Source organism: Euzebya rosea (assembly GCF_003073135.1).
Lineage (GTDB): Bacteria > Actinomycetota > Nitriliruptoria > Euzebyales > Euzebyaceae > Euzebya > Euzebya rosea.
This window is the reverse complement of record NZ_PGDQ01000007.1, coordinates 84,513-107,958: the sequence shown is the minus strand read 5'-3', so window position 1 is coordinate 107,958 and position 23,446 is coordinate 84,513. Positions and strand designations below refer to the sequence as shown.

Here is a 23,446-nt window from a genome sequence, read left to right as displayed (position 1 = left end):
CCGCCCCGGACGCGGTAGGGGTCAGCGCACCCCGGCGTCGGCCGCGTCCAGCAGCTCCTGCCCGTGGTCCAGGGCGGCCAGGGCGATGGTCGCGATGCGGGTCGCCGTGACCCGCCTCGAGGGACCCGGCTGGAGGAGGTGGCTGACGAAGAGCCGGATGGCCAGCTCGGCGACGATGGCCACGGCTGCCCGGTCGTGGTCCGGCCATCGCGCCATCAACATGTGGGTGATCGCCCCGCCAGCCGTCTCGAGGATCTCCGAGGCGTCGGTCGTCACGACCGTCAGCAGGCCGTTGCCCGACTGGCCCGTCAGGACGGCATGGACCAGCGGCGTCTCGTCGGCGTGCTCGAACGCCGAGACGAGGCCGGCCGCAAGCGCCCCGTGCAGGTCGTCCTCGGTGGCCGCAGCCTCGGTGAAGTCCTGCAGGAGCCGCTGGGCGACGACCAGGGCGATGGCCCTGGCAAGTCCCTGCTTGTTGCCGAACTCGTTGTACACCGTCTGCCGGCTGACCCCGGCGGACTCGGCCAGCTTGCTCATCGTGACCTCGTGCCAGGCAAGGCTCTGGGCCATGGCCTCGGCACGGGTCAGGAGCGCGGCACGGGTCGCCGACATCTCCGCAGGATGTGAAGGGTTCTGCATGACCCCACGAACCCTAGCGGCCATCTCGCCGCTGTCGGCCCGTACCGATCTACGCTGTCCGCATGACCACGTTGTTCGAATCGAAGTCCACGCAGCGGATGAGTCGGGAGGATGCGGCGACGCTCCTCCGGGACCTCGCCGACGCGCTCGCCCGCCACAACTCCGTCGGCGTCGAGCAGGACGGACGACGGGTCACCGTCGCCGTACCCGACGAGGTGAGCGTCGAGTTCGAGGTCGAGGTCGGGCCCGACGGGTCGGAGATCGAGCTGGAGATCTCGTGGTGACCCGACGGGCCCGCGGCTGACGTCGTCCTAGCCCTGCGCGGCCTTCAGGGCCTGCTCGAGGTCGGCGAGGATGTCGTCGATGTGCTCGATGCCGACGCACAGTCGGACCATGTCCGGCGTGACCCCGGCGGTGGCGAGCTCCTCCTCCGTCAGCTGACGGTGCGTCGTCGAGGCGGGGTGGGCCGCCAGCGACTTGGTGTCCCCGATGTTGACCAGCCGGGTGAACAGCTCGAGGGCGTCGTAGAACCGCTCGCCGGCCTCGCGACCGCCGGTGATGCCGAACGACAGCAGCGCCGACGGCTTGCCCCCGGTGTACTTCTTGGCCATCTCGTGGTGCGGGGAGGACTCCAGGCCTGCGTACTCCACCCACTCGACCAGCTCGTGGCCCTCGAGGAACTCCGCGACCGCCTGGGCGTTCTCGCAGTGCCGCTCCATGCGCAGGGGCAGTGTCTGGATGCCCTGGATGATCTGCCAGGCGTTCATCGGGGAGATCGCCGCGCCGGTGTTGCGCAGCGCGACGGTCCGTGCCCGACCGATGAACGCGGCCGGGCCGAGCGCCTCGGTGTAGACCACACCGTGGTAGGCCGGCTCGGGGTTGTTGAGCATGGGGAACCGCTCGGCGTTGGCGACCCAGTCGAAGGTGCCGCCGTCGACGATGACCCCGCCGAGGGTCGTGCCGTGACCGCCGATGTACTTGGTCAGGGAGTGCACGACGATGTCTGCGCCCCACTTCAGCGGCTTGATCAGGCTCGGCGTGGCGACGGTGTTGTCCACGATCACCGGGACGCCGTGCCGGTGCGACGCCTCGGCGATGGCCTCGATGTCGGGGATGTTGCCCGCGGGGTTGCCGATGGACTCCAGGTAGACCGCCACGGTCTTGTCATCGATCAGCGCCTCGAGGTCCTCCGCGCTGTCGCTGGCGGCGAACCGCACGTCGATGCCGAGGTCGGGCAGCATGTGCTGGAAGAGCGTGAAGGTGCCGCCGTACAGCTGCGGGACCGTGACCACGTTGTTGCCGGCCTTGGCGATGGTCAGGATCGCGTAGGTGATCGCGGCGCTGCCGGCGCTGGTCGCGAGCGCCGCGACCCCGCCCTCGAGGGCGGCAAGGCGTTCCTCGAGGACCGCCTGCGTGGGGTTCATGATCCGGGTGTAGATGTTGCCCGGGACGGCGAGGTCGAACAGGTCGGCGCCGTGCTTGGCGTTGTCGAACTCGTAGGCCACCGTCTGGTAGATCGGGACCGCCACGGACTTGGTGGTGGGTTCGGTCTCGTAGCCGGCGTGGATGGCGAGGGTTTCGTCGCGCATGTCAGGTTCTCCTAGCTGAGCGGGTGGTCGGTCGGACGGTTCAGAGGGATGCGAGGGGGTTGTCGGGGTCGACCCCGGACATGAACGGCACACCCCGTTCGTGGTCGGTGAGGCGGTACACGAGGCCCAGCCAGTTGTTGAAGATGGCCTTGCCGGTGTCGGTCCAGGTGTTGTCCAGCTCGCCGGACAGCGCGGCCTCGGGGAAGGGGGGCACCGGGTGGCCGGCCTCGACCGCACGGCCGGCCCGGTCGACGTGGTCCCAGGCGAACCGGGCCGCCGCGGGGGTCAGGTAGTGGTCGGGCAGCGGCGGCGCGCCGACGATCTCACCGGCGAGGTACAGGTCCACCTCGCGCTTGAACTCCTTCAGCAGGCTGACCCGGTCGTACTCCGGGTGGCCCTGCAGGTAGACGGTCCGGATGCCGTCGGCGGAGGTCCCCATGTGGAAGTCGCCGTCGAGGGACTCGATGAGGATGCGGACCCCGGCCTCGCGCAGCTCGCGGCTGCTGACGGCGTTCCACCGTGAATGGGGGACGTCGAACCGGCTGTTGGTGTCCAGCAGGAGCGGATGGCCGTCGTCGACCACACGATGGGGGAACACCCCCCAGCGCTTGTTCAGCAGCCTCCGGCGACGCACGCCGTAGCGCTGCTGCACCATCGCGTGGGTCGCGAGGCACGAACAGAGGGTGGAGGTGACGTGTTCGTCGGCCCACGCCATCACCTCGCCGAGGGGTTCCCAGAAGGGTTCGTCGGCCAGGTCGGGGTTGCTGACGTTGGCCCCGGTGACGATCAGCGCGTCAAGCCCCTCCTCGCGGAGCTTGTCGAACGGCTCGTAGTACTCGTCGATCCAGGCCTGCGCCTCGGCGCTGCGGTCCAGTCCCGGCACGGTGAACGGGTGCACGTAGAGCTGCACGATGGCGTTGGACCCGCCGACCAGCCGGATGAACTGCTGCTCGGTCACCTTCAGGGCGGCGTCCGGCATCATGTTGAGCAGCCCGATGTGCAGCTCACGGATGTCCTGGGTGAGGGCGTCCTTGGCGGAGAGGACCGGCTGTCCGGCCTCCGCGAGCGTGCGGAAGGTGGGCAGTCCGGAGTGGGCAACGATCGGCATCGGCGTCCTTGGTCTGACGGGCGCCTGAACCTAGCCCGCCGCCGACCGGGTCACCACAGTGGCGAACGGTGACAACCGTCGGCGGTCGGACGAATCAGCCGCCACCGAGCAGTCCGTCGACCACGCCGCCGACCGTGTCCACGACATCGGTCACCACGTCGGGCACCGTGGTGCCAGCGGGTGCCGGGGCCGGTGGTGGCGGCGCGGGGGCGACCGGGGGTGGAAGCGGTTGTGGGATCGGAACCGGCACGATCGTCTCGACCAGGTCCTCCACGGTGTCGACCACCGTCTCCACGACCGCTGCCACGGTCGGGACCGTCGATGCGACCGGGGGAGGGAGGACCTCCTGCACCTGCTGCACCGTGGTCTCAAGGGTGGTCGCCAACGTCTCCTGTACCTGGGTGACCGGACCCGCCAGCGGGTCGGGCAGCGCCTGGACGACCGGGCCGAGCGGCCCGCCGCTGGGCTCGGGGACCGGCGCGGGCGCCGCGCCGGGCGTGGGCAGGGCGGTCGCCGGTGCGGAGGGTGTGGCCGACGGTGTCGGCGGCATCGTGCTGGGCACGGGGGACGGCTCGGGCGTCGGGTCGGGGGTGACGCTCGGCTCGGCGACCGGGCTCGGGGGGCGGTCGCCGTCATCAGGATGGACGGCCACCGTCTCCAGCAGCCCCGCGGCAGCCGCCGCGATGGGTCCCTCGGCGACCTGGGTGACGTCACGGCCCGCCACGGTCAGGGTCGTTGCGTCGGCGCGCACCACACTCGACTCGTCGACCTGCTCCACGGGCCCTGCTCCGGCGACGGCCGCAACGACGCCGGCCCCGGCCAGCAGGCCGGCGGCGCCGACCCGTCCGAACGCCCGCCCGAGCGTGCGCAGGGGCGTCGCGGCGTCGAGGAGCCCTGCGGCGACCCCGCTGGCGGACAGGCCCGCCGACGGCAAGGCGATGCGGGACAGCCGGTGCACCGGCACGGCGAGGAACGCACGGACGACCGCCGGATCGAAGTGGGTTCCCGCGGAGTCGGCCAGCTCCTGCCGGGCGGACTCGAGCGTCCGAGGGGTGTTGTAGGTCCGCCTGGCCGTCATGGCCTCGAAGGCGTCGGCCACCGCGACGATGCGACCGCCCAGGGAGATGTCCTCGCCCGCCAGGCCGAAGGGGTACCCGGTGCCGTCGAACCGTTCGTGGTGGTGCAGGATCGCCTTGCCCCAGTCGCCCAGCCACGGCACGAGGGGCTCGGCCATGCGGAAGCCGGCCACCGGATGCTGCTGGATCTGTCGGTGCTCGTGCACGTCGAGGCGTCCCGGCTTGGTCAGCACCTCCGGCTCGACGACGAGCTTGCCGACGTCGTGCAGCAGCCCGGCCCAAGCCAGCTTGTCCAGCTGCGTGCCCCGAAGGCCCATGGCCTGTCCCACGACGCGGGTGTAGGCGCGCACCCGCTCGCTGTGCCCCCGTGTCCGGCGGTCGTGGGCGGCGATGGCTGCGGCCAGGACGAGGATGCGCTCCGCCGCCGTGCGTTGATCCGCAGGGGTCTCCGGGGACCGGGCCAGGGTGACCAGGTCCTTGGTGCGGTTGGCTCGCTGGGCCAGGGCGAAGCGGCTCGGTGCCACGTCGGGGAAGGCGGTGTCGATGCGCAGCAGCCACGCGAGCGGGGCGAGCTTCGCGGCGAGACGGGTCACGCCGAGCGCCACCGCGACGCCGACCGCCAGCAGGAGCGCACCGGTGGTCAGTCGTCCGAGGGTGTCGACGGGTGCGGGCAGGACCTGCCGGAGCCCGGTGCACACCACCCATGCCGCGACGGCCGGTCCGACGATGGCGAGGGCGCGCAGTGCCCCCGCAAGGGCGGCCCGTCCACCCCAGCGTTGCCCGTCGTCTGCGTCGCCCGCCGTCATGTCACCGACAGTAGGCGGACGGTGACGTAGGCGGCCATGCCGAAAATCGACTAGTCCCCGCTGTCCCAGAGACAGGGGGGGTCAAGCCGGGCCACGCGCGTGCCGACAGGAGGGGAGTGGAGGTCCTCGAACCGGTCTGGGACGAGCAGCCGGCCGCACGGTCCCGGACGGGCTGGCGTGTCGGCGCGCTGGTCGTCCTCGGGCTGCTCGCGATCGCGGCGACGGGAGTCCTCCCCGGCCTCGCCATGGGAGGTCCGTCCGTCAGGGACACCCTGGTCGTGTACGTGGCCGCGCCTCCGGGCAGCGACTTCGACGCCCTGACCGCCGACGCGGCGCTCCACGAGGCGGACCTCGCCATCGGCTGGATCGAGGCGCAGACCGGCAGGCGGTTCCGCCGTGGACCGGGTTTCGCCGAGATCGTGCGGGTGCCGGTGGGCCCCGACAGCTGGGTGGGCGACCCGGACCGCGCCTACCTCCGGATCCACGAGGCGATCACCGCTCGCGTCGGGCCCGAGGTGTTCCCGCTTGTCCTGGCCGACATCACCACCGACCACGACGGCGCGGTCAGGCGGACCTGCGGCATCGGCGGTCCGGACGGGGTCGTGCTGCTGCTCGGCAACTGTGCCGGCGACGACCTCCGTCGCAGCGCCGTCTGGCCGTCGACCGCCAGCTGGACGATCGCCCACGAGCTGGTCCACGGGCTCGGTGCGGCACGCGACTGCGCGCCCCACAGCACCGGCGACGGGCATGTCACCGACGACCCGTGGGACATCCTGACCGCCGACCGGCCCGCGTCGGCGATCGGACGAGTCGTCACCCTCGACGCCGACCGGGACGACTACTTCGAACACGGGATGCCCGGCTGCCCCGACATCGCCGACAGCCCCCTCTGGGCCGACTGAACCGGTACCGACCCGGACCCGGAGGTCTCGGTGGGCTTTGCGTTGCCCCATGGTCACCGAAGTAGCCTGCGCCGGTGACCATCCCCACCGCCGCGTATTCCGTCCGCCTCCGCGTCCGCCTCGACAACGTGCCCGGCACGTTGGGCCGCCTTGCCATCGCCGTCGGCGAGGTGGGCGGCAACATCATCGCGCTGGAGGGGTTCGAGGCGAAGACCACACACCTCGACGAGGACCTCATCGTCAACTGCATCGACGCCGCACAGATGCAGGCCGTCCACGATGCGCTGCACGGCCTGGACGGGTGCGAGGTCCTGGAGTTCGAGGACCGCACCTTCGGGTTCCACGAGGCCGGCAAGATCGAGGTCACCTCGACCATGCCGCTGCGGGACATGCACGACCTGTCGATGGCCTACACCCCGGGCGTCGCCCGTGTGTGCGAAGCCATCGCGGCCGACCCCGGCATGGCCTTCACGCACACGATCAAGAAGAACAGCGTGGCCGTCGTGTCCGACGGCACCGCCGTCCTCGGCCTGGGCGACATCGGCCCACACGCGGCGATGCCGGTGATGGAGGGCAAGGCGCAGCTGTTCAAGACGTTCGGGGGAGTGGACGCCTACCCGATCTGCCTGGACGTCCCGAAGGGTGACGTCGACGCGATCGTCGAGGCGGTCCAGCGGATCGCCCCCGGGTTCGGCGGCATCAACCTGGAGGACATCGCCGCCCCGCACTGCTTCGAGGTCGAGGCCAGGCTGCGCGAGTCCCTGGACATCCCGGTCTTCCACGACGACCAGCACGGCACCGCCGTCGTGGTCCTCGCCGCGCTCGAGAACGCCCTGAAGCTGGTCGGCAAGTCGATGGAGTCCCTGCGCGTGGCCGTCCTGGGCGTCGGCGCGTCGGGTACCGCCATCGCCAAGATCATGCTCGCGGCCGGGGTGGGCGACATCGTCGGCGTCGACCGGGGCGGCATCATCCACCCCGGTCGCGACGGCCTCAACGCCGCCAAGCAGTGGTTCGTGCAGCACACCAACCGCGATGCGCTGACCGGCACGATCACCGACGCGCTCCGCGGAGCGGACGTCTTCGTCGGCGTCAGCGGACCGGGACTGGTCACCGCCGAGGACATCGCCGGCATGGCCGCAGACCCGATCGTCTTCGCCCTCGCCAACCCCACGCCGGAGGTCCTCCCGTCGGAGGTCGGGCACCTCGCCGCCGTCATGGCCACCGGCCGCAGCGACTACCCCAACCAGATCAACAACGTGCTGGCGTTCCCGGGCATCTTCCGTGGCGCGCTGGACGCCCACGCGCACTCCATCACCGAGGGCATGAAGATCGCCGCCGCCCGAGCCATCGCCTCCTGCGTCCCCGAGGACGTCCTGACCGCCAGCGAGGTCATCCCCAGCGCCCTGGACACCCAGGTCGCCCTCGCCGTGGGCCGGGCAGTGGCTGCAGCCGCCGTGGCCGACGGGGTCGCCCGGGTCCGCTGACGCCGCGGCTGCGCGCTCAGGTGGCGGCGAGCTCCTCCACCCGACCGTCGGCGTGGCGGGCGAACCGCTTCACGTCGTGGCCGTGGTTGGGATCGTTGACGTCCCACGGCCACCCGCCGAACCCGGTCTCGTTGTAGTCGGCGTAGGCCTTCTGGATGTCAGCCTTCGACGTCATCACGAACGGGCCGTACTGCACGACGGGTTCGCCGATGGGTCGGCCCTGGAGGACCAGCACCTCGGTGGTGTGCCCGTCGTCGGTGCTGCGCCCGCCCGGCGTGTCGTCGGCGATGGTGATCGGCACGTCGCAGCGGACGACGGCGCCCTCACCACCCTGCACCTCGGTGTCGCCGATGCGCACGGACCCGTCGCCGAAGACGTAGACGACCCGCACGGAGTCGGGGTGGCCGGCCACCGGCATGGTCCACGTCGACCCCTCCGACATGCCGAGGTGCCAGATGTTGACGTCGCTGTCGGCGCGGGAGGCGTAGGAGTGCGGGGGAGGGGCCGGCGCCCTGTGGCCCTCGACGACCTGTCCGGCGACCACCGTGACGTGCACCGGCCGTCCGGCGTCGTCGAGGAGCGTGTGCTTGGGGATCTCGTGGTCCCACAACATCGAGAAGTGCGGCTCGACCATCTTGTCGCTGGCCGGAAGGTTGATCCAGATCTGGAACAGCTCGGTTTCGTTGTGCCGGTCGTTGCGCAGCAACGGGAACATCTCCGCATGCACGATGCCGGAACCCGCGGTCATCCACTGGACGTCCCCGCGCCCGAAGCGCGCGGCGGCGCCCAGGGAGTCGGAGTGGTCCATGTACCCCCGGCGCATGAAGCTGATCGTCTCGAAGCCCCGGTGCGGGTGCTGGGGGAACCCGGGGACGAGGGAACCGTGGTACATCGACCAGCCGTCCCGGCCGGAGAAGTCCATGCCGATGTTGCGACCGACCAGCGGCGCGCAGGGCCCCAGCTCCTCGTCGCCCTCGGGATAGTCGTCGTCGTGGTGGACGCAGAACAGGAACGGATCGACGGTCTGCCAGACCCGTCCCAGCTCGACCTTCTGGATGACCGCGTCGGATGGGGTGTGCACGGGAGCGCTCCTCGGTGTCGGGTTCGGCTGTGCCGAGTGTGCGCCACGTCATGGCGCCACGCCAGCAATAGTACAAATCCCAACAACAATGTGCAGCGGTGAGGGCGACTTGGACTTAGGTCAACCTTTCCTTACCATCGTTCCCCGTGTCCGTCGCCCTGTCCCGCCGTCAGGTGACGCTCCTGTCCGGGGGCCTCCTGCTGCTCGTCGTCGTCGTCGCGGCCAGCCTCGCGCTGGGCGCTCGCCCCATCCCGCTCGGACAGGTCTGGGGATCGGTCGTCGACCACGATCCCACGTCCAGGGACCAGCTCGTCGTGCGTTCCCTGCGCCTCCCCCGGACGATCATCGGCCTGGCCGTCGGCGGGGCCCTCGGCCTGGCCGGCACCATAGTGCAGGGCATCACCCGCAACCCCCTGGCCGACCCGGGGGTCCTCGGGGTCAACGCGGGCGCCGCCGTCGGGGTCGTCGTCGCGATCAACGTGTTCGGCATCGCCTCGCCCCTCGGGTGGATGGCCTTCGCGATGACCGGCGCCGCGGCCGCGTCGCTGCTCGTGTACCTCCTCGGAGCCCGCGGCAGGTCGTCCTCCCCGGTCACCCTGGCGCTGGCGGGAGCGGCGGTCGCCGCCATGCTCGTCGCGATCACCAGCGCCATCCTGCTCCTGGACCAGCGGACCCTGGACCAGTTCCGGTTCTGGGTGGTGGGGTCGCTCGTGGGGGGAGAGGTCGACGTCCTCACCGCGGTCGGCCCCTTCCTGCTGACCGGCACGGCCCTGGCGTTGCTGCTCGGACCGGTGCTCAACGCCCTCGGCCTGGGCGACGACGTGGCCACGGCGCTCGGCCACCGAGTGCGCACCGGCCGGGCGGTGGGGCTGGTGGCGATCGTCCTGCTCGTCGGGTCGGCGGTCAGCATCGCCGGCCCCATCGGCTTCGTCGGCCTGGTGGTGCCGCACGTGGCCCGCGGACTGGGGGGTCCGGACCATCGCTGGTTGCTGCTGGCCTCGCTCGTGTTCGCCCCGCTGCTCCTGCTCGGAGCCGATGTCGTCGGCCGTCTCGTCGTGCGTCCGGCAGAGCTGCAGGTCGGCGTCGTCACTGCCCTCGTCGGCGCCCCCTTCTTCGTCGCGTTGGTTCGCCGGCGCCGGCTGGTGGAGACGTGACGCCCGTCCTCGACGCAGCGACGCTGGAGGACCGCTCGCGGGTCGCCGTCCGGGTCGGCTCGCTGTCCTGGCGTGTCGAACGGCGCGTCGTCGCCGCGACCCTCGCCCTCGTCGCCGCGCTGGTGGGCCTGTTCACCCTGTCCATGGTCCTCGGCGACTACCCGGTCCCACCGTCGGCGATCCCGGCGGCCGTGCTCGGACGGGGGCCGGAGGAGCTGCAGTTCGTCGTGCACACCCTCCGGCTGCCGAGGGCGCTCGTCGGCATCATGGTCGGGGCGGCCTTCGGCCTGTCCGGTGCCGTGCTGCAGCGCGTGACCGGCAACGTCCTGGCCAGCCCCGACATCATCGGGATCACGGCCGGCGCGTCCGCCGCAGCCGTCGCGCTGATCGTGCTCGGGACCGCCAGCGTCCTGCTCGTCACCCTCGGCGCCCTGATCGGGGGGATCAGCATGGCCGTGCTCGTGTACGTGCTGTCGTGGCGTGACGGCCTCAGCGGCTACCGGATGGTCCTGATCGGCATCGGGTTGTCCTCCGCCGCCACCGCCGTCGTGCAGTACCTCCTCACCCGCGCGGACCTGTCGGATGCCAGCCAGGCGATGGTGTGGCTCACCGGCAGCCTGAACGGCCGCAGCTGGGCTCACGTGGGACCGGTCGCCGTCGCGCTCGCGGTCGTCGTGCCACCGACGCTCCTGGGAGCCCGGGCACTCCGTGCGCTGCAGCTCGGTGACGACGCCGCCCGCCAGCTGGGCACCCGCGTCGAGTGGTCCAGGGCCCTGCTCGTGCTGGCGAGCGTCCTGCTTGCTGCCGTCGCCGTCGCCGCCGCCGGCCCGGTCGCCTTCGTCGCCCTCGCGGCACCCCCCATCGCCGCGCGGCTGTCGCGAACCGGCGGTGTGGCGCTCGTCCCCGCCATGGCGGCCGGTGCCTGCATGCTGCTTTCGGCCGATCTCGTCGCCCAGCACCTGATGGGCGGCCTTCCCGTGGGCGTCGCCACCGCCCTCGTCGGCGCTCCCTACCTGCTGTACCTGCTCGGCCGATCCCACCGCATCGGAGCATCGCGATGACCCCGACACCCGCGTCCACCCACCCCCGCACACTGCCCGACCCGCGTTCTCGCCGTGACCAGGCCGATGCCGCGGATGCAGCGCTGACCGCCACGGGGGTGTCGCTCGCCTACGACCAGCGGCTGGTCGTCGACGACCTGGACGTGGCCGTTCCCCGCGGGAAGGTGACGGTGATCGTCGGGGCCAACGCCTGCGGCAAGTCCACGTTGCTCCGTGGCCTCGCCCGTCTGCTGCGCCCGACCACGGGGACGATCCACCTCGACGGGCACGACATCCACCGGATGCCCACCAAGGCGGTCGCCCGGCGCCTCGGCCTGCTGCCCCAGTCGCCGATCGCCCCGTCGGGCATCACGGTCGGTGACCTGGTCGGCCGTGGCCGGCAGCCCCACCAGCGCTGGTTCGCCCAGTGGAGCGATGCCGACGAAGCGGCGGTGATCGAGGCCCTCGAGGCGACCGGCACGTCCGAGCTCGCCAGCCGTCCCGTCGACGAGCTGTCCGGTGGCCAGCGCCAGCGTGTGTGGATCGCCATGGCGCTCGCCCAGCGGACCCCCGTGATGCTGCTGGACGAGCCGACGACCTACCTCGACCTCGCCCACCAGATCGAGGTGCTGGACCTCCTGCGCGAGCTGAACACGAGCCACGGGCGGACCATCGTCCTAGTGCTGCACGACCTCAACCAGGCCGCGAGGTACGGCGACCACCTGATCGCGATGCGTCACGGACGGATCGTGGCCGAGGGCCCTCCGGTGGAGGTGGTCACCGCCGACCGTGTGCAGGAGGTCTTCGGCCTGCCCTGTCGGATCATCACCGACCCGGTGTCGGGCACCCCGCTGGTGCTGCCGCTCGGGGCAGCCCACCGAACGGGGGCGACGCCGGTCGCCCACGGTGGCTGTCAGGTGGTTGGGGCCGACCTGCGCCAGTAGGCCAGCAACGAGCGGTGGGCACGCCGGACCCCGGCGGCGGCGACGATGTCGCGGACGGCGGCCACCGCCTCGTGCTCGGCGGCCGCCCAGACGAACGCATCCGGGCCCGGGGACTCGTCGGCCAGCGCATCGGGCAGCAGGGTGGTCGATCCGGCCGGCCTGCCCCGGCGGTAGCACCAGCGCACCTCGACGTCCGGCAGGTCGCCGAGCGGTTGGCGGGTCGCGGGGGTGTCGGTCTCGAGGAGCAGGATCGCGGGCGTGCCCGGTGGCCGGGCCCGGAGGACGCCCGCGGCGGCCGGCGTGCCCGTCTCGTCCGCGCACAGCACCCACCTGCTGGCTGCGGGGGGCGGCGCGAACGCGGTCCGAGGGCCCCAGATCGCGACGGGGTCCCCGGGGTTCGCCCGCGCGGCCCAGGCCGACGCGGTCGCCACGCCGCCGTGCAGCACCACGAGGACGTCGATCTCGGCGCTGGCCGGCCGGTGCTCCCAGACGGTGTAGTACGCACCCCGAGGGCGGTCGCCCTCGGGGGTGGCCGCGTACGCCTCCCACGTGAACGAGGTGTCCACGGTCAGCGTCGCCCGCCCCGGGGGCGGCAGGAGCAGGTGGAAGAACGCCTCGGGGCCGGGCAACACGAGGTCGCCGATGGCCGGCCCCGTCAGCGTCACCCGGCGAAGGGCCGGGTGGACGTCCTCGACGCGGCTGACCGCGGTGATCATCGTCTGGATCGGCGTCGCGGCCCCCGGCTGGACGGTGCCCGTGCTCATCCCTGCTCGCAGGGGACTCGGGCGGAGGCCATGAACGCGCACAGCGCCTCGGTCGGCACCGTCCAGGTGTCGTCGGTCCGGACGAGCGAGCCGGTCTGGTCGGTGTAGGCCGGGCGACCCGAGAACAGGACGTCGTAGGTCACCGTGGCCGAGTCCGCGTCGATCGTGACCGCCGTCGGCTGCAGCACGATTCCCCCGACACCGTCCCCGGCGTCGGCGTAGGCCCGGAGGGTGCCCGTCACGGCATCGCCGTCCTCCAGGTGACCCACCTTGTCCTCGACGGGGGCGGAGGAGTCGAACACCAGCTCCCAGACGGCGGCCGCGGCGGCCTCGTCGGGATCGGCGAAGGCCACGGGCTCCGGCGTCTCGTCGACGTCGCCGGTGTCGTCGGTGGGGTCAGCCGACTCCGCAGGGGACGCTGCGCCGAAGGACGATGCGGGCACGGCCGTGGCCGGGTCACCGTCGACCGCCGCCTCGAGCTGCGGGACGAGGCTGTCGAGGAGCGCCGGCAGGCTCAGCAGGCTGCCGAAGGAGAAGGCGCCGGCGGTGACGGTGTCGAGGAAGACCTCTCGGCCCTCCTGGACGGCGGTGAGGGTGTCCCGCAACGGCATGTCGCGGATCGCGGCCTCGGCCTCGGCCCCCGAGGAGACCCAGACGATGACGTCGGTCTCCAGCAGGTCGGCATGTTCGGCGGAGAACGATGCGTAGAACTGGTCACCCGCCAGGTCGTCGTAGGCCTCGGGAGTGACGAACCCCATGTCACCGAGCAGCCGCGCACGGCCGTCCTCGCTGGCGTACGCACCCGGCTGGTCGTCGTAGGTGAAGGCGACGGCGGCGGTGGCTCCCTGGAACTCCGGGTGGTCATCGCGGATCTCCGCGAGGCGGGCCTCGATGTCGTCGACGCGCTGCTGGGCCTCGTCCAGCCGTCCGACGGCCCGACCGATCCGGAGGGCGCGGTCCTGCCAGGGGGTCCCGTACTCGACGAAGTCTGCGGACTGGGCGATCGTCGGCGCGATCGCGCTGAGCAAGCCGTAGTCCTGGTCGGTCATGCCCGAGGAGACGCCGATGATGAGGTCGGGGTCGAGTGCGGCGATGGCTTCGAAGTCGAGCTCGGCGGGGGACAGGACCTCCGGCTCGGCGTCGCCGAGGGCTTCGGTCGCCCACGGCCACACGGCGTGGGGTTGGTCCCCGTACCAGTCACGGATGCCGACCGGCACCACACCGAGGGCCAGCAGGTCGTCCTGATCGTTGAACCCGACCGTGACCACCCGTTCGGGCTCGGACGGGACAACGGTCTCACCGAACTGGTGCTCGATGGTCACGGGGAACAGCGCGCCGTCGTCCTCGGCCGGCCCGGTCGCGGTTGACGAGGAGGACGAGGAGGACGAGGAGGACGAGGAGGTCGTTGCCTCGGACACGGCGTCGGTCGAGGCCGTGGTGACGGCGTCGGGGGACGTTCCGCAGGCGGTCAGGACGATGACGACGAGGGCGGCGGCGGCGTGCACGGGGACGCGGCGGTGGCGGGTTGCGTTCATGCACCCGTTGTAGCGTATGAAGTTAGCCTTACCTAAAATTCAGGGAGCTCGTGACCCAGCGCCGGATCCCAGGTCGGGGTCCGCCGTCAGGGCGGCGAGCAGGCAGTCGGTGGTCGTGATGATGCCGACGAGCCGTCCGTCCTCGACGACCGGAACGGCGCTGATGTGTCGTGACATCATCACGCGTGCGGCGTCGCCGACGCTGGCGTCCGGGCCGATGTGGTGGACCGAGGTGGCCATGACCGACGACACCTCGCGTCCGTGGCCGGACACGTCCTTGACCCCCTCGATGGATCCGCACGCCTCGAGTGACCCCGCGTCGATACGGACGTCGCGATCGCTGACGATGCCGATCAGGACGCCATCCCGCACGACGGGGAGGTGGCGGATGCCGTTGCGCTGCATCGTCGCACGGGCCTCGTGCACCTCGACGGTCGGGTCGACCACCACCGGGTCGCTGGCCATCCACTGCCGCACGGTCATCGCTGCGTCGCCTCCCTCGGCGTCGGTAGGATCGATCGGCTGGAGTATCACCCATCGCCGGGGAAGGACGGGCATGGCGGGGCTGGGAATGGACCTCCACGGGTTGTACGACGCCGCGGAGCGTGTGGAGGTGCATCGCGGCCTCGAGCGGGCCGGGCTCGTGGCGGCGTGCAGCCGGGAGGGCCTCGCCGACCGGGGCTTCCACGAGTGCGATGCCGACCTCGAGCACGAGCTGCGTCGCGCCGTCCTGGAAGCGGGCCGGGAACGGGCCGTCAACCAAGGTTGACACGTCCGCACGGTGTCAACTACGGTTGACGCATGCCCGATGTGATCGTGGTGCCGGACGCGACAGACCCGAACCTCGCCCTCGCGGCGGTGGTCGCGCTACGTCGACGAGCCGACCGGCTCGAGATCGCCGCGGTCGACGAAGCGGTCGCGCAGGGGTGGACCTGGGCCGCGATCGCCGAAGCCCTCGGCGTCAGCCGGCAGGCGGTGCACAAGCGCCATGCGCGACGCGTGGCGCGAACCCGAACCGAAGGAGCCTGACCGTGCTGGCCACAATCATCCGCCGCCTCGGCGACACGAGGACCGTCACCCGGCTGCTGAGCGGCGCCGAGGCCGCCGCCAACGCCGACGGCCAGGAGCTGCCCGACGTCGAGCATCTCGTCCTGTCCGCCTGTGCCCTGCCCGACGGAACCGCCGCCAGGGCCCTCCGTGCGGCTGGGCTGGACCCCGAGGAGCTGCCGGCCGCCATCCGCCGCACCCACAACGCGGCGCTGGGCGCCCCTGCCGACGACGGCGAGCCGACGCGACCGGCCCAGCCCTTCCGTGGGTTGTTCCGGATGTCTGCGGGCGCGGATGCGGCCTTCCGTCGCACCCGCGACCTGCACCAGCAGACCGGTGGCCGGCTGAGGGGCGCCCACGTCGTCCTCGCCGCCAGCGAGCAGACCCGCGGGACCTGGGCGCGCACGGTGGCCATGCTCGAGGTCGATCCCGAGGCCGTCGCCGCAGCCGCTCGCGCCCAGCTCGGCGACTGATCACGAGCCCCGACCACCGGTCGGGACGGTCAGCCCGCCTGCCTGGACACCGCCCGCGCGGTCTGCTCCGCCACGACGTCGGCGATGATGGCCGCCCCGGCCCGCACTCCGGCGGCTGCCGCCGTGATGACCTGCGCCATGGGGTCGGTCACGTTTCCGGCGAGCCACACCCCCGGCACCGACGTCGCACCGGTGGCGTCGGAGGGATACACCTCGCCGATGTCCACCCCGAACGCCTCGATCGGTTCGGCGTGGATCCCGAGCGCGTCCAGGACGGGTGATCGCGCCACCATGCGCTCGTGGGCGACCAGGGCGTCGCACGGCACCACCCGGCCGTCCGCCAGCCTGACGCCGGTCAGGATGTCGTCCTCGATGGCCAGGCCGATCGCCGGACCGCGAAGGACTCCTACGCCACGTGCGGCGAGCGGGTCGAGGTCATCGCCGGCCGCCGCCAGCCCACCCTGGTCGATCAGGGTGACGTCGTCCGTCCACTGCCGCCAGAGCAGCCCGCGGTGCACCCCCGCGGGCGAGCTGGCGAGGACCACGACGCGACGGTCCCGCACCTCCCATCCGTGACAGAAGGGACAGTGCAGGACGTCGCGACCGAACCGTGCATCGAGACCGGGGACGTCGGGCAGCTCGTCCCGCAGGCCGGTGGTGACGAGCAGCCGACGAGCACGCAGGCGCCGACCGTCCTCGAGGGCCACCTCGACGGTGCTGTCAGCCTCCTGGCGAGCCGTGACGGCGCATCCCTCGACGATGCGACCCCCATAGGAGGCCAGCTCCCGCCGACCCAGCGCGAGGAGTTCGGCTGGCGACCTGCCCTCGTGGCCGAGGAAGCTGTGGACGCCGTCGGCGGGGGCGTTGCGGGGACTGCCAGCGTCGACGACGAGCACGGACTGCCTGGCCCTGGCGAGCGTGGTGGCCCCGGCCAAGCCGGCGGCGCCGCCGCCGATGACGAGGACATCCACCGCGGGCAGCGGTGTGGTCGGACCGGAACGCGATGTGGTGGTGGTCATGGGACCACGGTGACGCAGGGATGTCCGTGGCGCACTGGTCCTTGCGTAAGCGGCAAGATCAGTCAGGGGCGACCACCTGGAGGGTGGGCCAGTCGAACCCGAGGCTGCGACGGACCCCCTCGATGCCGACCCCGTCCTCGCCCCGAACCTCGAGGCGGAGCGCACTGCCGTGGTCAGCCCACCCGCCGACGTGCACGGTGCGGACGCTCGCGTCGCGGCCGAGGGCGGCGGCCGTGGCGAGCTGCTCGTCGGTCATGCAGAACCCGACGGTGACGGTGTCGGGGAGGTACCGATCGGGGGGTTCCTCCGCGGGGTCCATCATGCTGATCGGCGCGTCGGCGAGGACGCCGAGACGACGCGAGATCCGCTGCCACTGGTCGAGCTGCAGCGCCCCGGCCCCGATGAGGTGAAGCGGCACGCCGGCGTGGGCCAGCAGGATGTCGGTGACCCAGCGCTGCATGGCCACGGGGACCACCAGGAGCACGGGCCCGCCTCGGGCGGCCCGGGCACAGGCCGTGCCGAGCGCCCAGCCGGCCTGCAGGGCCACGGGACCGCCGAGGGCGGTCACGCCGACGGGCGGCCACCAGGGCCACCAGTCCGGGGGTATGGGGGCTCGGGGCTGCCAGACGTCGACGGTGTATCGGGCGAGCGGACCGGTCCGCTCGGCGCGGTGCTCCAGCTCGTCGAACGCCCTCGCGAGGTGGAGTCGGAGTCCCCGAACGGCCTTGACCATTCGGGGAACGCTACAGCCTGCCTGCGACATCGTCCGGGCGGTGATGGGGCACGGCGGCGACCCGGCCGACGTGGGCCCGGCGTCAGGCCGAGGTGAGGACCGGTGGGCGAGCGGGGGCGACCTCGCCCGGGACGGTGTCGTCGAGCAGACGCTCGCTGGACATCTCGGCCACGAGGCCCTCGGCCCGCGCGATCAGGGCCCCGATGGCGGTGCATGCGTCGCGCTGCTGGGCGATCGCGTCCAGCAACGTCTGCTGGGCGTCGCCCACCTGACCGAGTCCTGCCAACGTGTCCGACATCATGGTGCTCACGGCAGACGTGACGTCGTCCACCTCGGCGACCTTGCCGATCACCTCGACGGTCAGGTCGGCGCTCTGGCGGGCGAGGTCCTTCACCTCGTCGGCGACGACGGCGAAACCACGTCCCGCGGTGCCGGCACGGGCGGCCTCGATGCTGGCGTTGAGCGCAAGCAGGTCGGTCTGGGCGGCGATGCGTTCGATGTCGCCGATGGCGTCGCGGGCCTGCGTGGTCGCGGTCGTGAGGTCGCTGACCCGGTTCACCGCTGCGCTGACGTGCTGACGGGAGACGGTGCTCTGTCGCACGACCTGCTGGGTGATGTGGTCGACCTGCGCCACCGACCCGAGGACGGTCTCCGCCGCCCGGGTCACCTCGGTCAGCTCCTGGACCAGCCGTGCTGCCAGCGCGGCCTTGCGACCGACTTCCTCGTCCTGCCGCTGCTGCTGGCGGAGCTCGTCGCGGTGCCTGGCGGTGGCCACGGCCACCACGCGTTCCTCGGCAGCCTCCTGCGCCTCGGCGACCAGGCGCCACAGCAACATCTGGGCAGCGACCGCACCGAGCACGAAGCCGGCGTGCAGCAGCACCGTCGGCAAGGGGTTGTCACCCGCCGCCATGCCCTGGAAGACGTGCTCCGGCACGAGGAGGCCGAGCACCAGGTGGTGGCCGACCACGAAGGCCAGGGCGATCGCGTAGGGGCGCCAGTCCTGGTACAGCGCGACGAAGGCGAGGACCACGAAGAAGTGGAAGTGGCTGTCGATCCTGCCGGCCGTGAGGTGGACGAGGACCGCGGAGCAGGTCAGTAGTCCCGCAGCGACCGCGGCGGAGCGGGTGAGCTGTCCCTTCCAGAGGACCGCACCTGCCACGAGGGCCAGGATGATGGCCAGCTCGGACACGAGGTGCGAGGGGGCCACGCCCTGCACCACGCCGACGAGACCGAGCGCGGGCACGTGGAGGCCCAGCAGCCGGACGAGCAACCGATGGCGCCGGTCGAAGGTCGTGTCGTCGAGGGTCTGGCTCGGCAGCCAGCTGGCGATGGTCTCCCGCATGTGGGTTCCTTCCGTGCGGCCGGGATCGACAGGCCCATCGGCCGCCCCGTACGAATTCTGAGGAACTGTCGTAGGCTCCACGCATGGCTGAACCGACGGTCACCCACGACGAGGAGCATCACCGGTACACCGTGCTGGTCGACGGCGAGGTGGCCGGGCTGGCCGTCTATCACGACCGGGGCGGTCGACGGCTGTTCGTGCACACCGAGATCGCCGACGAGCACGAGGGCAGGGGCCTGGGGAGCGTGCTGGTGCGGGGAGCCCTCGAGGCCACCGACCGTGACGGCCTGAAGGCCGTGCCGATCTGCCCGTTCGTCGCCGGGTGGCTCGAGCGGCACCCCGAGATGCAGGGCGTGGTCGACGAGGACCGACGCCGGCTCATCGAGTCCGACTGACCTCGCCGTCGGTCCACGGCAGCCGGCCCCGCCGACGCCACACGTACCGACCGATCAGCACGACGGCCACGACGGCAGCCGCCAGGTTCATCCAGTCGGAGTACTGACCGGCCGTCGTCCAGCGCTCGCCGATGGCGGCACCGGCCCAGAGCCACACGGCGTTCCAGATCCCGCTGCCGAGCGCGGTGAGCATCCCGAACCGACGCCGGCCCATGCCCTCGGTGCCCGCGGGCAAGGAGATCACGCTGCGCACGAACGGCACGAAGCGGCCGGTCAGGACGCTTGCCGTGCCGTGACGCCCGAACCAGTCCCCGGCGCGATCCAGGTCGTCGACCTCCGTCAGCGGCAGGCGGGCCAGGGCCGAGCGCGCCCGTCGGTGCCCGAGGCGGCGCCCGATCTCGTAGTAGACGTACGCGCTGGCGGTCGAGCCGATCGTGGCCGCGACCAGCACGCCCCAGAACGACAGGTCCCCGGTGGACGTCAGGTACCCCGCGAAGGGCAGGACGACTTCGCTGGGCACGACCGGCAACACGTTGTCCAGCGCGAGCAGCAACGCCACCCCGACGGGTCCGCCGGAGGCGACGACGTCGACGACCCAGCCGACGAGGCCCGTGAAATCCGACGGATCGGCGGCAGCAGCGAGGAGGGCGGTCGAGGTCACATCGCCACGCCTACCCGGGATCGCCGGCACGGAACCCGCCGTACCGGCTCATCGCCCGACGGGACATGGACCGATGCTGCTCCCTCGGGTCGAGGTGACCGGAGAATGGCGGAATGGACCGCAGGGGGTATCGGGGACCGGCAGGTGTGCTCGCGTGGCTCGGCTACGCGCTGCTGCTCGTCGGGTGGCTGGCCGCGACGCCACCGTTCCAGGCGCCGGACGAGGTCGCCCACTACGTCAGGACGTGGGGACTGGCCGACGGACAGGTGCTCGGGCTGGCGCCGCGGCCCCCGACACCCCCCGATGACGTCGCGGCCGATCCCGAACGCCTGGCCGCCTTCTGGTGGGCCCACGAGACCACGACCTTCGTGTCGATGCCCGAGCACCTCGTGCCGCACGGGCGAGACTGCGCACGCAACGCCGACGAACCCGCGACCTGCATCGACGTGCCACCCGATCCGAGACCGGATCGCCGCAACGCCTCCACCAACACCGGCACCACATCCCCGACATCCGTGGCGGCACCGGCGGCTCTCGTCCGCCTGGGCGACAGCGACACCGAGGCGCTGACATGGGCGCGGATCGGTGAGGTGCTGGCCGTGCTCGTCACGCTCGGGGCCACGCTGGCTGCCCTCGCGCCGCTGGGCCGTCGGGTCCTCCCCGGTGTGGTGCTCGGCCTCACCCCCATGGCCGTGTACCTGGGCGCCGTGCTCAACCCCAGCGGGCAGGAGACCTGGCTGACCCTCGCCTGCCTCGCGCTGTCGTGGCGCATGCTGCGAGCCGACGCCTCGACGTGGTGGGCGGTTGCTGCGGTCGTGCCGGCGCTGCTCCTCCCGCTGGGACGACAACCCGGCGTGGTGTGGGCCCTGCTGGCCCTGGGATCTGCGGTCCTGCTCCAGGCCGATGTGCGGGCCGTCGTCGCCACCCGCTGGCGGTCGCTGCTGCTCTGGGGCGCCGGGTACGCCAGCGGGCTCGTGCTCGGCATCATGTGGAACGCTCGGGCCCTGGTCGACACCCCGGTGGGAACGGACGACGTCGCGCCCGCCGTGGCCGAGTTCCTCGACCGGGTCCCGCTCCTGCTGCGACATGCCGTCGGGGAGTTCAACCTGTTCGAGTTCTCCCTCCCACGGACCATGACCCTCGGGTGGATCCTGCTGGTGGTGGGCGTGGTCGGATGGAGCGCGCTGGGCCCGGCGACGCCAGCGGGAACCGAGCGGGTCCGGGCCCGGTTCACCGCACCGGCGGTCGTCGTCGGCACGCTGGCGTTCGGGGCGGCCTTCTGGGCGTTCAGCTACCAGCACACCGGGTTCGACCTGCAGGGCCGACACCTGCTGCCCGGCCTCGTGCTGGTGCCGGTCGTGGCCGTCCTGGCCCGGCCCCTGCCCTCGTGGGCCGTCAGCCCGGTGGTCGTCGCCTGTGCAGGGGGACAGGCGATCGCGTGGTACCTCACGGCGCGGCGGTTCGGGGTGGGGACCAGCGGCCCCCTGGTGTTCTGGACCGACGCCGCGTGGGACCCGGTGGCGGGATGGTTGCCCTGGCTGGCGGTCGTCACCGCCGGGGTCGTCCTGCTGGCCGGTGCGGGCCTGACGGTACCGTCCGGGGACGTCAGCCCAGCCGGCGCAGCAGCGCCGCCTGGTCCCGCGAACCCACCGGGTCGCCGTCCCGCAGCAGCCTCAGCGTCTCGGCCTGGACCAGGTCGTTGGCCGGGGTGGGGATCCCGTGGAGCCGTCCGGTCAGGACGATCTCCCCGTTGAGCATGGTGACCTCGGAGTCCGAGTGGCCGCGTACGGCGCTCTGCCACGTGGACCCCCCGGGACGCCGGTCGGCCCCGATGTCGGCCCGGGCCACCATCGCGGCTCGACGATGCTGGACCTCCAGGTCCGGGACGATCCCGGCAGCGGCCAGGACCGCTTCGGCCTCGGCGCGCACCACGCCGTAGAGCTCGTCGAAGGATTCCCTCTCGGTGCCGCAGAGGACCTGCAGGGCGTTGCCGACGTTGCCGAGCAGCTTGGCCCACTTCCGGGCGACGATGTCGTCGGTCGCCTCGGAGAGGAACCCGGCCGCGGTCCACGACGCCGCCAGCCGGACGCTCAGGTCGTCGCGACCCGACAGGTACCGCCCGACGTCGAGGACGCCTCGGGGTTCGTTGGCATGGACACGCACGATGCCCGGCTCGAGGTGCACACCGGGGACGTTGATCAGGACGCCCTGGACCCGACGGAACCGGCGAAGTGCCAGGCGTTCGCCCTCGATGCCGTTGTGCATGCAGGCGACCGGGACGTCCGGTCCACCGTGGGCGAGCAGGTCATCGAGCACCGGCTCGACCTGATGGGCCTTCGTGGCCAGGACCACCACGGTGTCCTCGCCGATGGTCGTGTCCGACACGTGGCCGTGGGCTTCGATCGTGACCGTGGTCGAGCCGTCCGGGGCCTCTCGCGTCAGCCCGCCGCTGCGGATGGCGTCCAGGTGTGCCCCCCGGGCGACCACCGACACCTCCTGGCCGGACTCCGCCAACCCCACGGCGAGGGCGCCACCGATGGCACCCGCCCCGACGACGACGGTCCGGATGTCGGTGCTCGTGGTCATCGCCCTACCAGCCCTCGGAGCCGGGTTCGCCCTTGAAGGGCCCGACCACGTCGTCGGTGATCCAGCCACCGTAGAACCCGCCGGCCTGCGGGCGGACCTCCTCGCCGTCCACGGTGCAGCGGACCCGATCCGGGTAGAACGACACCCACCCGGCATGGTCGGCGAACTCCGGATAGGGGGAGGGGTATCGCCAGCCGACCGGCTCGGCCGATCCAGCGAGGGCGACGTACTCGGCCCGTCCCTTCCACTCGCAGTGGCTCGAGCCGGCAGTGGCCTCCAGCGCACCCGCCACGACGCCGTCGGCGGGCAGGTAGAACGCCGGCGGATGGGAGGTCTCCAGCACCCGGACGGTGTGGTCGCTGCGGGCCAGGAGGGTGCCGTCGCCCGCGCGCACCTCGACCGTCCGGTGGTCCGGGACGACGGCCGGTGGCCGTGGGTAGTCCCACACCGACTCCTGCCCGGGACCCGGGTCGACCGCGAACGACGGGCGGGACGACCCCCGGTTGGTCCACTTGTCGCGGGCAGCCTGCAACCAGTCCGGTACGGATGCGCTCATGCCCCGATACTGCCTCGGACCGCGGCGGGCACCACGCGCCGGTTCGGCAGCCTGTGGAACACTCCCGGGCGATGCCCCATCCGCAGATGTTCGACGACGACGATCCCGTGCTGGCCCGAGTCCGTGACCTCGCGCTGGCCCTGCCCGACGCAGCGGAGAAGGTCTCCCACGGCCGTCCCGCCTTCTTCACCACCAAGGTCTTCGCCTACTACGGCGGCGCGGTCAAGGTGGACGGCGAATGGGTGCAGCACGAGCAGAGCGTCATCGTCCTGCCCGAGCCGACGGACCACGAGTCCCTGCGGCAGGACGCCCGGTTCTTCGTGCCGGCCTACCTCGGGCCGTCCGGGTGGATCGGCCTCGACCTCGACGAGGACAGCGACTTCGACGAGGTGGCCGAGCTGCTGGAGGACTCCTACCGCAGGACGGCCGGCGTGCGACGCGTCGCGCGGCTGGACGCCGACCGGTCCACGAACCGCTAGCGGCCCGTCACGGGCGTCATCCAGCGGCCGGTG

General features: G+C 72.1%; 25 protein-coding genes and 1 pseudogene. 12 read left to right on the top strand and 14 right to left on the bottom strand.

Features of this window, described 5'->3' with window-relative positions:
• Window positions 1-21 precede the first annotated feature (21 nt).
• Window positions 22-639, bottom strand: a complete 618-nt coding sequence (locus tag CUC05_RS11500) for a TetR/AcrR family transcriptional regulator (RefSeq protein WP_170127994.1) — start codon at window positions 637-639, stop codon at window positions 22-24.
• A 62-nt stretch (window positions 640-701) separates the two neighbouring features.
• Between CUC05_RS11500 and CUC05_RS11495 the strand changes: the two genes are divergently transcribed.
• Complete coding sequence (locus CUC05_RS11495) at window positions 702-923, top strand: amphi-Trp domain-containing protein (protein ID WP_170127993.1); 222 nt, start codon at window positions 702-704, stop codon at window positions 921-923.
• Window positions 924-950: 27 nt separating this feature from the next.
• Here CUC05_RS11495 and CUC05_RS11490 read toward each other — a convergent pair whose 3' ends face one another.
• The 3 genes from CUC05_RS11490 to CUC05_RS11480 form a co-directional block, all read right to left on the bottom strand.
• Window positions 951-2,228 carry an O-acetylhomoserine aminocarboxypropyltransferase/cysteine synthase family protein gene (locus CUC05_RS11490; RefSeq protein WP_108666255.1) on the bottom strand — a complete coding sequence of 426 codons (1,278 nt, stop codon included), beginning with the start codon at window positions 2,226-2,228 and terminating at the stop codon, window positions 951-953.
• 40 nt (window positions 2,229-2,268) lie between these two features.
• Window positions 2,269-3,336 carry a homoserine O-succinyltransferase MetA gene (gene metA, locus CUC05_RS11485; RefSeq protein ID WP_108666254.1) on the bottom strand — a complete coding sequence of 356 codons (1,068 nt, stop codon included), beginning with the start codon at window positions 3,334-3,336 and terminating at the stop codon, window positions 2,269-2,271.
• A 94-nt stretch (window positions 3,337-3,430) separates the two neighbouring features.
• A complete protein-coding gene (locus tag CUC05_RS11480; RefSeq protein ID WP_108666253.1) occupies window positions 3,431-5,218 on the bottom strand; it encodes an HD domain-containing phosphohydrolase in 1,788 nt (595 codons plus the stop codon).
• Between the two features lie 116 nt (window positions 5,219-5,334).
• Between CUC05_RS11480 and CUC05_RS11475 the strand changes: the two genes are divergently transcribed.
• A complete protein-coding gene (locus tag CUC05_RS11475; protein WP_108666252.1) occupies window positions 5,335-6,120 on the top strand; it encodes a hypothetical protein in 786 nt (261 codons plus the stop codon).
• Window positions 6,121-6,194: 74 nt separating this feature from the next.
• On the top strand, window positions 6,195-7,604 hold the full coding sequence (locus CUC05_RS11470; RefSeq protein ID WP_108666251.1) for an NAD-dependent malic enzyme: 1,410 nt from the start codon (window positions 6,195-6,197) through the stop codon (window positions 7,602-7,604).
• Window positions 7,605-7,620: 16 nt separating this feature from the next.
• On the opposite strand, the gene CUC05_RS11465 is transcribed toward CUC05_RS11470, so the two are convergent.
• Window positions 7,621-8,685 (bottom strand): pirin family protein, encoded by a 1,065-nt coding sequence (locus tag CUC05_RS11465; protein ID WP_108666250.1) that lies wholly within the window; start codon window positions 8,683-8,685, stop codon window positions 7,621-7,623.
• 146 nt (window positions 8,686-8,831) lie between these two features.
• Here CUC05_RS11465 and CUC05_RS11460 point away from each other — a divergent pair, with 146 nt between their 5' ends.
• Genes CUC05_RS11460 through CUC05_RS11450 form a run of 3 tightly spaced genes read left to right on the top strand, consistent with a single transcriptional unit; the run spans window position 8,832 to window position 11,823 of the window.
• On the top strand, window positions 8,832-9,839 hold the full coding sequence (locus tag CUC05_RS11460; protein ID WP_205712278.1) for a FecCD family ABC transporter permease: 1,008 nt from the start codon (window positions 8,832-8,834) through the stop codon (window positions 9,837-9,839).
• A complete protein-coding gene (locus CUC05_RS11455; RefSeq protein ID WP_108666249.1) occupies window positions 9,836-10,900 on the top strand; it encodes a FecCD family ABC transporter permease in 1,065 nt (354 codons plus the stop codon). The genes CUC05_RS11460 and CUC05_RS11455 overlap by 4 nt, the downstream gene beginning before the upstream one ends.
• A complete protein-coding gene (locus CUC05_RS11450; RefSeq protein WP_108666248.1) occupies window positions 10,897-11,823 on the top strand; it encodes an ABC transporter ATP-binding protein in 927 nt (308 codons plus the stop codon). Before CUC05_RS11455 ends, CUC05_RS11450 begins: the two co-directional genes overlap by 4 nt.
• Here the strand turns inward: CUC05_RS11450 and CUC05_RS11445 are convergent.
• From CUC05_RS11445 to CUC05_RS11435, 3 genes are read right to left on the bottom strand one after another with little or no spacing between them, the layout of a single operon-like run.
• The gene (locus CUC05_RS11445) at window positions 11,793-12,587 is read right to left on the bottom strand and encodes a siderophore-interacting protein (RefSeq protein ID WP_108666247.1); all 795 of its coding nucleotides are present in this window, start codon (window positions 12,585-12,587) and stop codon (window positions 11,793-11,795) included. The two genes, CUC05_RS11450 and CUC05_RS11445, sit on opposite strands and share 31 nt — an antisense overlap.
• Entirely contained in the window at window positions 12,584-14,122 is a 1,539-nt protein-coding gene (locus CUC05_RS11440) for an iron-siderophore ABC transporter substrate-binding protein (protein ID WP_205712277.1), read from the bottom strand. Before CUC05_RS11440 ends, CUC05_RS11445 begins: the two co-directional genes overlap by 4 nt.
• 39 nt (window positions 14,123-14,161) lie before the next feature.
• Entirely contained in the window at window positions 14,162-14,605 is a 444-nt protein-coding gene (locus CUC05_RS11435) for a CBS domain-containing protein (protein ID WP_170127992.1), read from the bottom strand.
• Between the two features lie 73 nt (window positions 14,606-14,678).
• Here CUC05_RS11435 and CUC05_RS11430 point away from each other — a divergent pair, with 73 nt between their 5' ends.
• Genes CUC05_RS11430 through CUC05_RS11420 form a run of 3 tightly spaced genes read left to right on the top strand, consistent with a single transcriptional unit; the run spans window position 14,679 to window position 15,642 of the window.
• Window positions 14,679-14,891, top strand: a complete 213-nt coding sequence (locus tag CUC05_RS11430) for a hypothetical protein (protein ID WP_157965464.1) — start codon at window positions 14,679-14,681, stop codon at window positions 14,889-14,891.
• Between the two features lie 32 nt (window positions 14,892-14,923).
• Window positions 14,924-15,151, top strand: coding sequence for a helix-turn-helix domain-containing protein (locus tag CUC05_RS11425; RefSeq protein ID WP_108666244.1), 228 nt, complete (start codon window positions 14,924-14,926; stop codon window positions 15,149-15,151).
• Window positions 15,152-15,153: 2 nt separating this feature from the next.
• Entirely contained in the window at window positions 15,154-15,642 is a 489-nt protein-coding gene (locus tag CUC05_RS11420) for a Clp protease N-terminal domain-containing protein (RefSeq protein ID WP_157965463.1), read from the top strand.
• A gap of 29 nt (window positions 15,643-15,671) precedes the next feature.
• Here the strand turns inward: CUC05_RS11420 and CUC05_RS11415 are convergent, their stop codons facing one another.
• The 3 genes from CUC05_RS11415 to CUC05_RS26030 all read right to left on the bottom strand — a co-directional run bounded on the left by CUC05_RS11415 (window position 15,672) and on the right by CUC05_RS26030 (window position 18,736).
• The gene (locus CUC05_RS11415; RefSeq protein WP_108666242.1) at window positions 15,672-16,661 is read right to left on the bottom strand and encodes an NAD(P)/FAD-dependent oxidoreductase; all 990 of its coding nucleotides are present in this window, start codon (window positions 16,659-16,661) and stop codon (window positions 15,672-15,674) included.
• 58 nt (window positions 16,662-16,719) lie between these two features.
• Window positions 16,720-17,394 carry a hypothetical protein gene (locus CUC05_RS11410; RefSeq protein WP_108666241.1) on the bottom strand — a complete coding sequence of 225 codons (675 nt, stop codon included), beginning with the start codon at window positions 17,392-17,394 and terminating at the stop codon, window positions 16,720-16,722.
• A gap of 82 nt (window positions 17,395-17,476) precedes the next feature.
• Window positions 17,477-18,736: a methyl-accepting chemotaxis protein gene (locus CUC05_RS26030; RefSeq protein ID WP_108666240.1), complete on the bottom strand. Its 1,260-nt coding sequence runs from the start codon at window positions 18,734-18,736 to the stop codon at window positions 17,477-17,479.
• A gap of 83 nt (window positions 18,737-18,819) precedes the next feature.
• Between CUC05_RS26030 and CUC05_RS11400 the strand changes: the two genes are divergently transcribed.
• Window positions 18,820-19,131, top strand: coding sequence for a GNAT family N-acetyltransferase (locus tag CUC05_RS11400; protein ID WP_108666239.1), 312 nt, complete (start codon window positions 18,820-18,822; stop codon window positions 19,129-19,131).
• On the opposite strand, the gene CUC05_RS11395 is transcribed toward CUC05_RS11400, so the two are convergent.
• On the bottom strand, window positions 19,115-19,792 hold the full coding sequence (locus tag CUC05_RS11395) for a DedA family protein (protein ID WP_205712276.1): 678 nt from the start codon (window positions 19,790-19,792) through the stop codon (window positions 19,115-19,117). The two genes, CUC05_RS11400 and CUC05_RS11395, sit on opposite strands and share 17 nt — an antisense overlap.
• Before the next feature lie 113 nt (window positions 19,793-19,905).
• On the opposite strand from CUC05_RS11395, the pseudogene CUC05_RS25605 reads away from it, so the two are divergent.
• Window positions 19,906-21,132: pseudogene (locus tag CUC05_RS25605) on the top strand (DUF2142 domain-containing protein); the annotation flags it as partial.
• A 265-nt stretch (window positions 21,133-21,397) separates the two neighbouring features.
• Here the strand turns inward: CUC05_RS25605 and CUC05_RS11385 are convergent.
• Together CUC05_RS11385 and CUC05_RS11380 are read right to left on the bottom strand one after the other, a co-directional pair.
• Window positions 21,398-22,378 carry a ketopantoate reductase family protein gene (locus CUC05_RS11385; RefSeq protein WP_108666237.1) on the bottom strand — a complete coding sequence of 327 codons (981 nt, stop codon included), beginning with the start codon at window positions 22,376-22,378 and terminating at the stop codon, window positions 21,398-21,400.
• A 4-nt stretch (window positions 22,379-22,382) separates the two neighbouring features.
• Window positions 22,383-22,934, bottom strand: coding sequence for a DUF427 domain-containing protein (locus CUC05_RS11380; RefSeq protein ID WP_108666236.1), 552 nt, complete (start codon window positions 22,932-22,934; stop codon window positions 22,383-22,385).
• Window positions 22,935-23,005: 71 nt separating this feature from the next.
• Between CUC05_RS11380 and CUC05_RS11375 the strand changes: the two genes are divergently transcribed.
• Window positions 23,006-23,413 (top strand): MmcQ/YjbR family DNA-binding protein, encoded by a 408-nt coding sequence (locus CUC05_RS11375; RefSeq protein WP_170127991.1) that lies wholly within the window; start codon window positions 23,006-23,008, stop codon window positions 23,411-23,413.
• The last annotated feature ends 33 nt before the right edge of the window (window positions 23,414-23,446 follow it).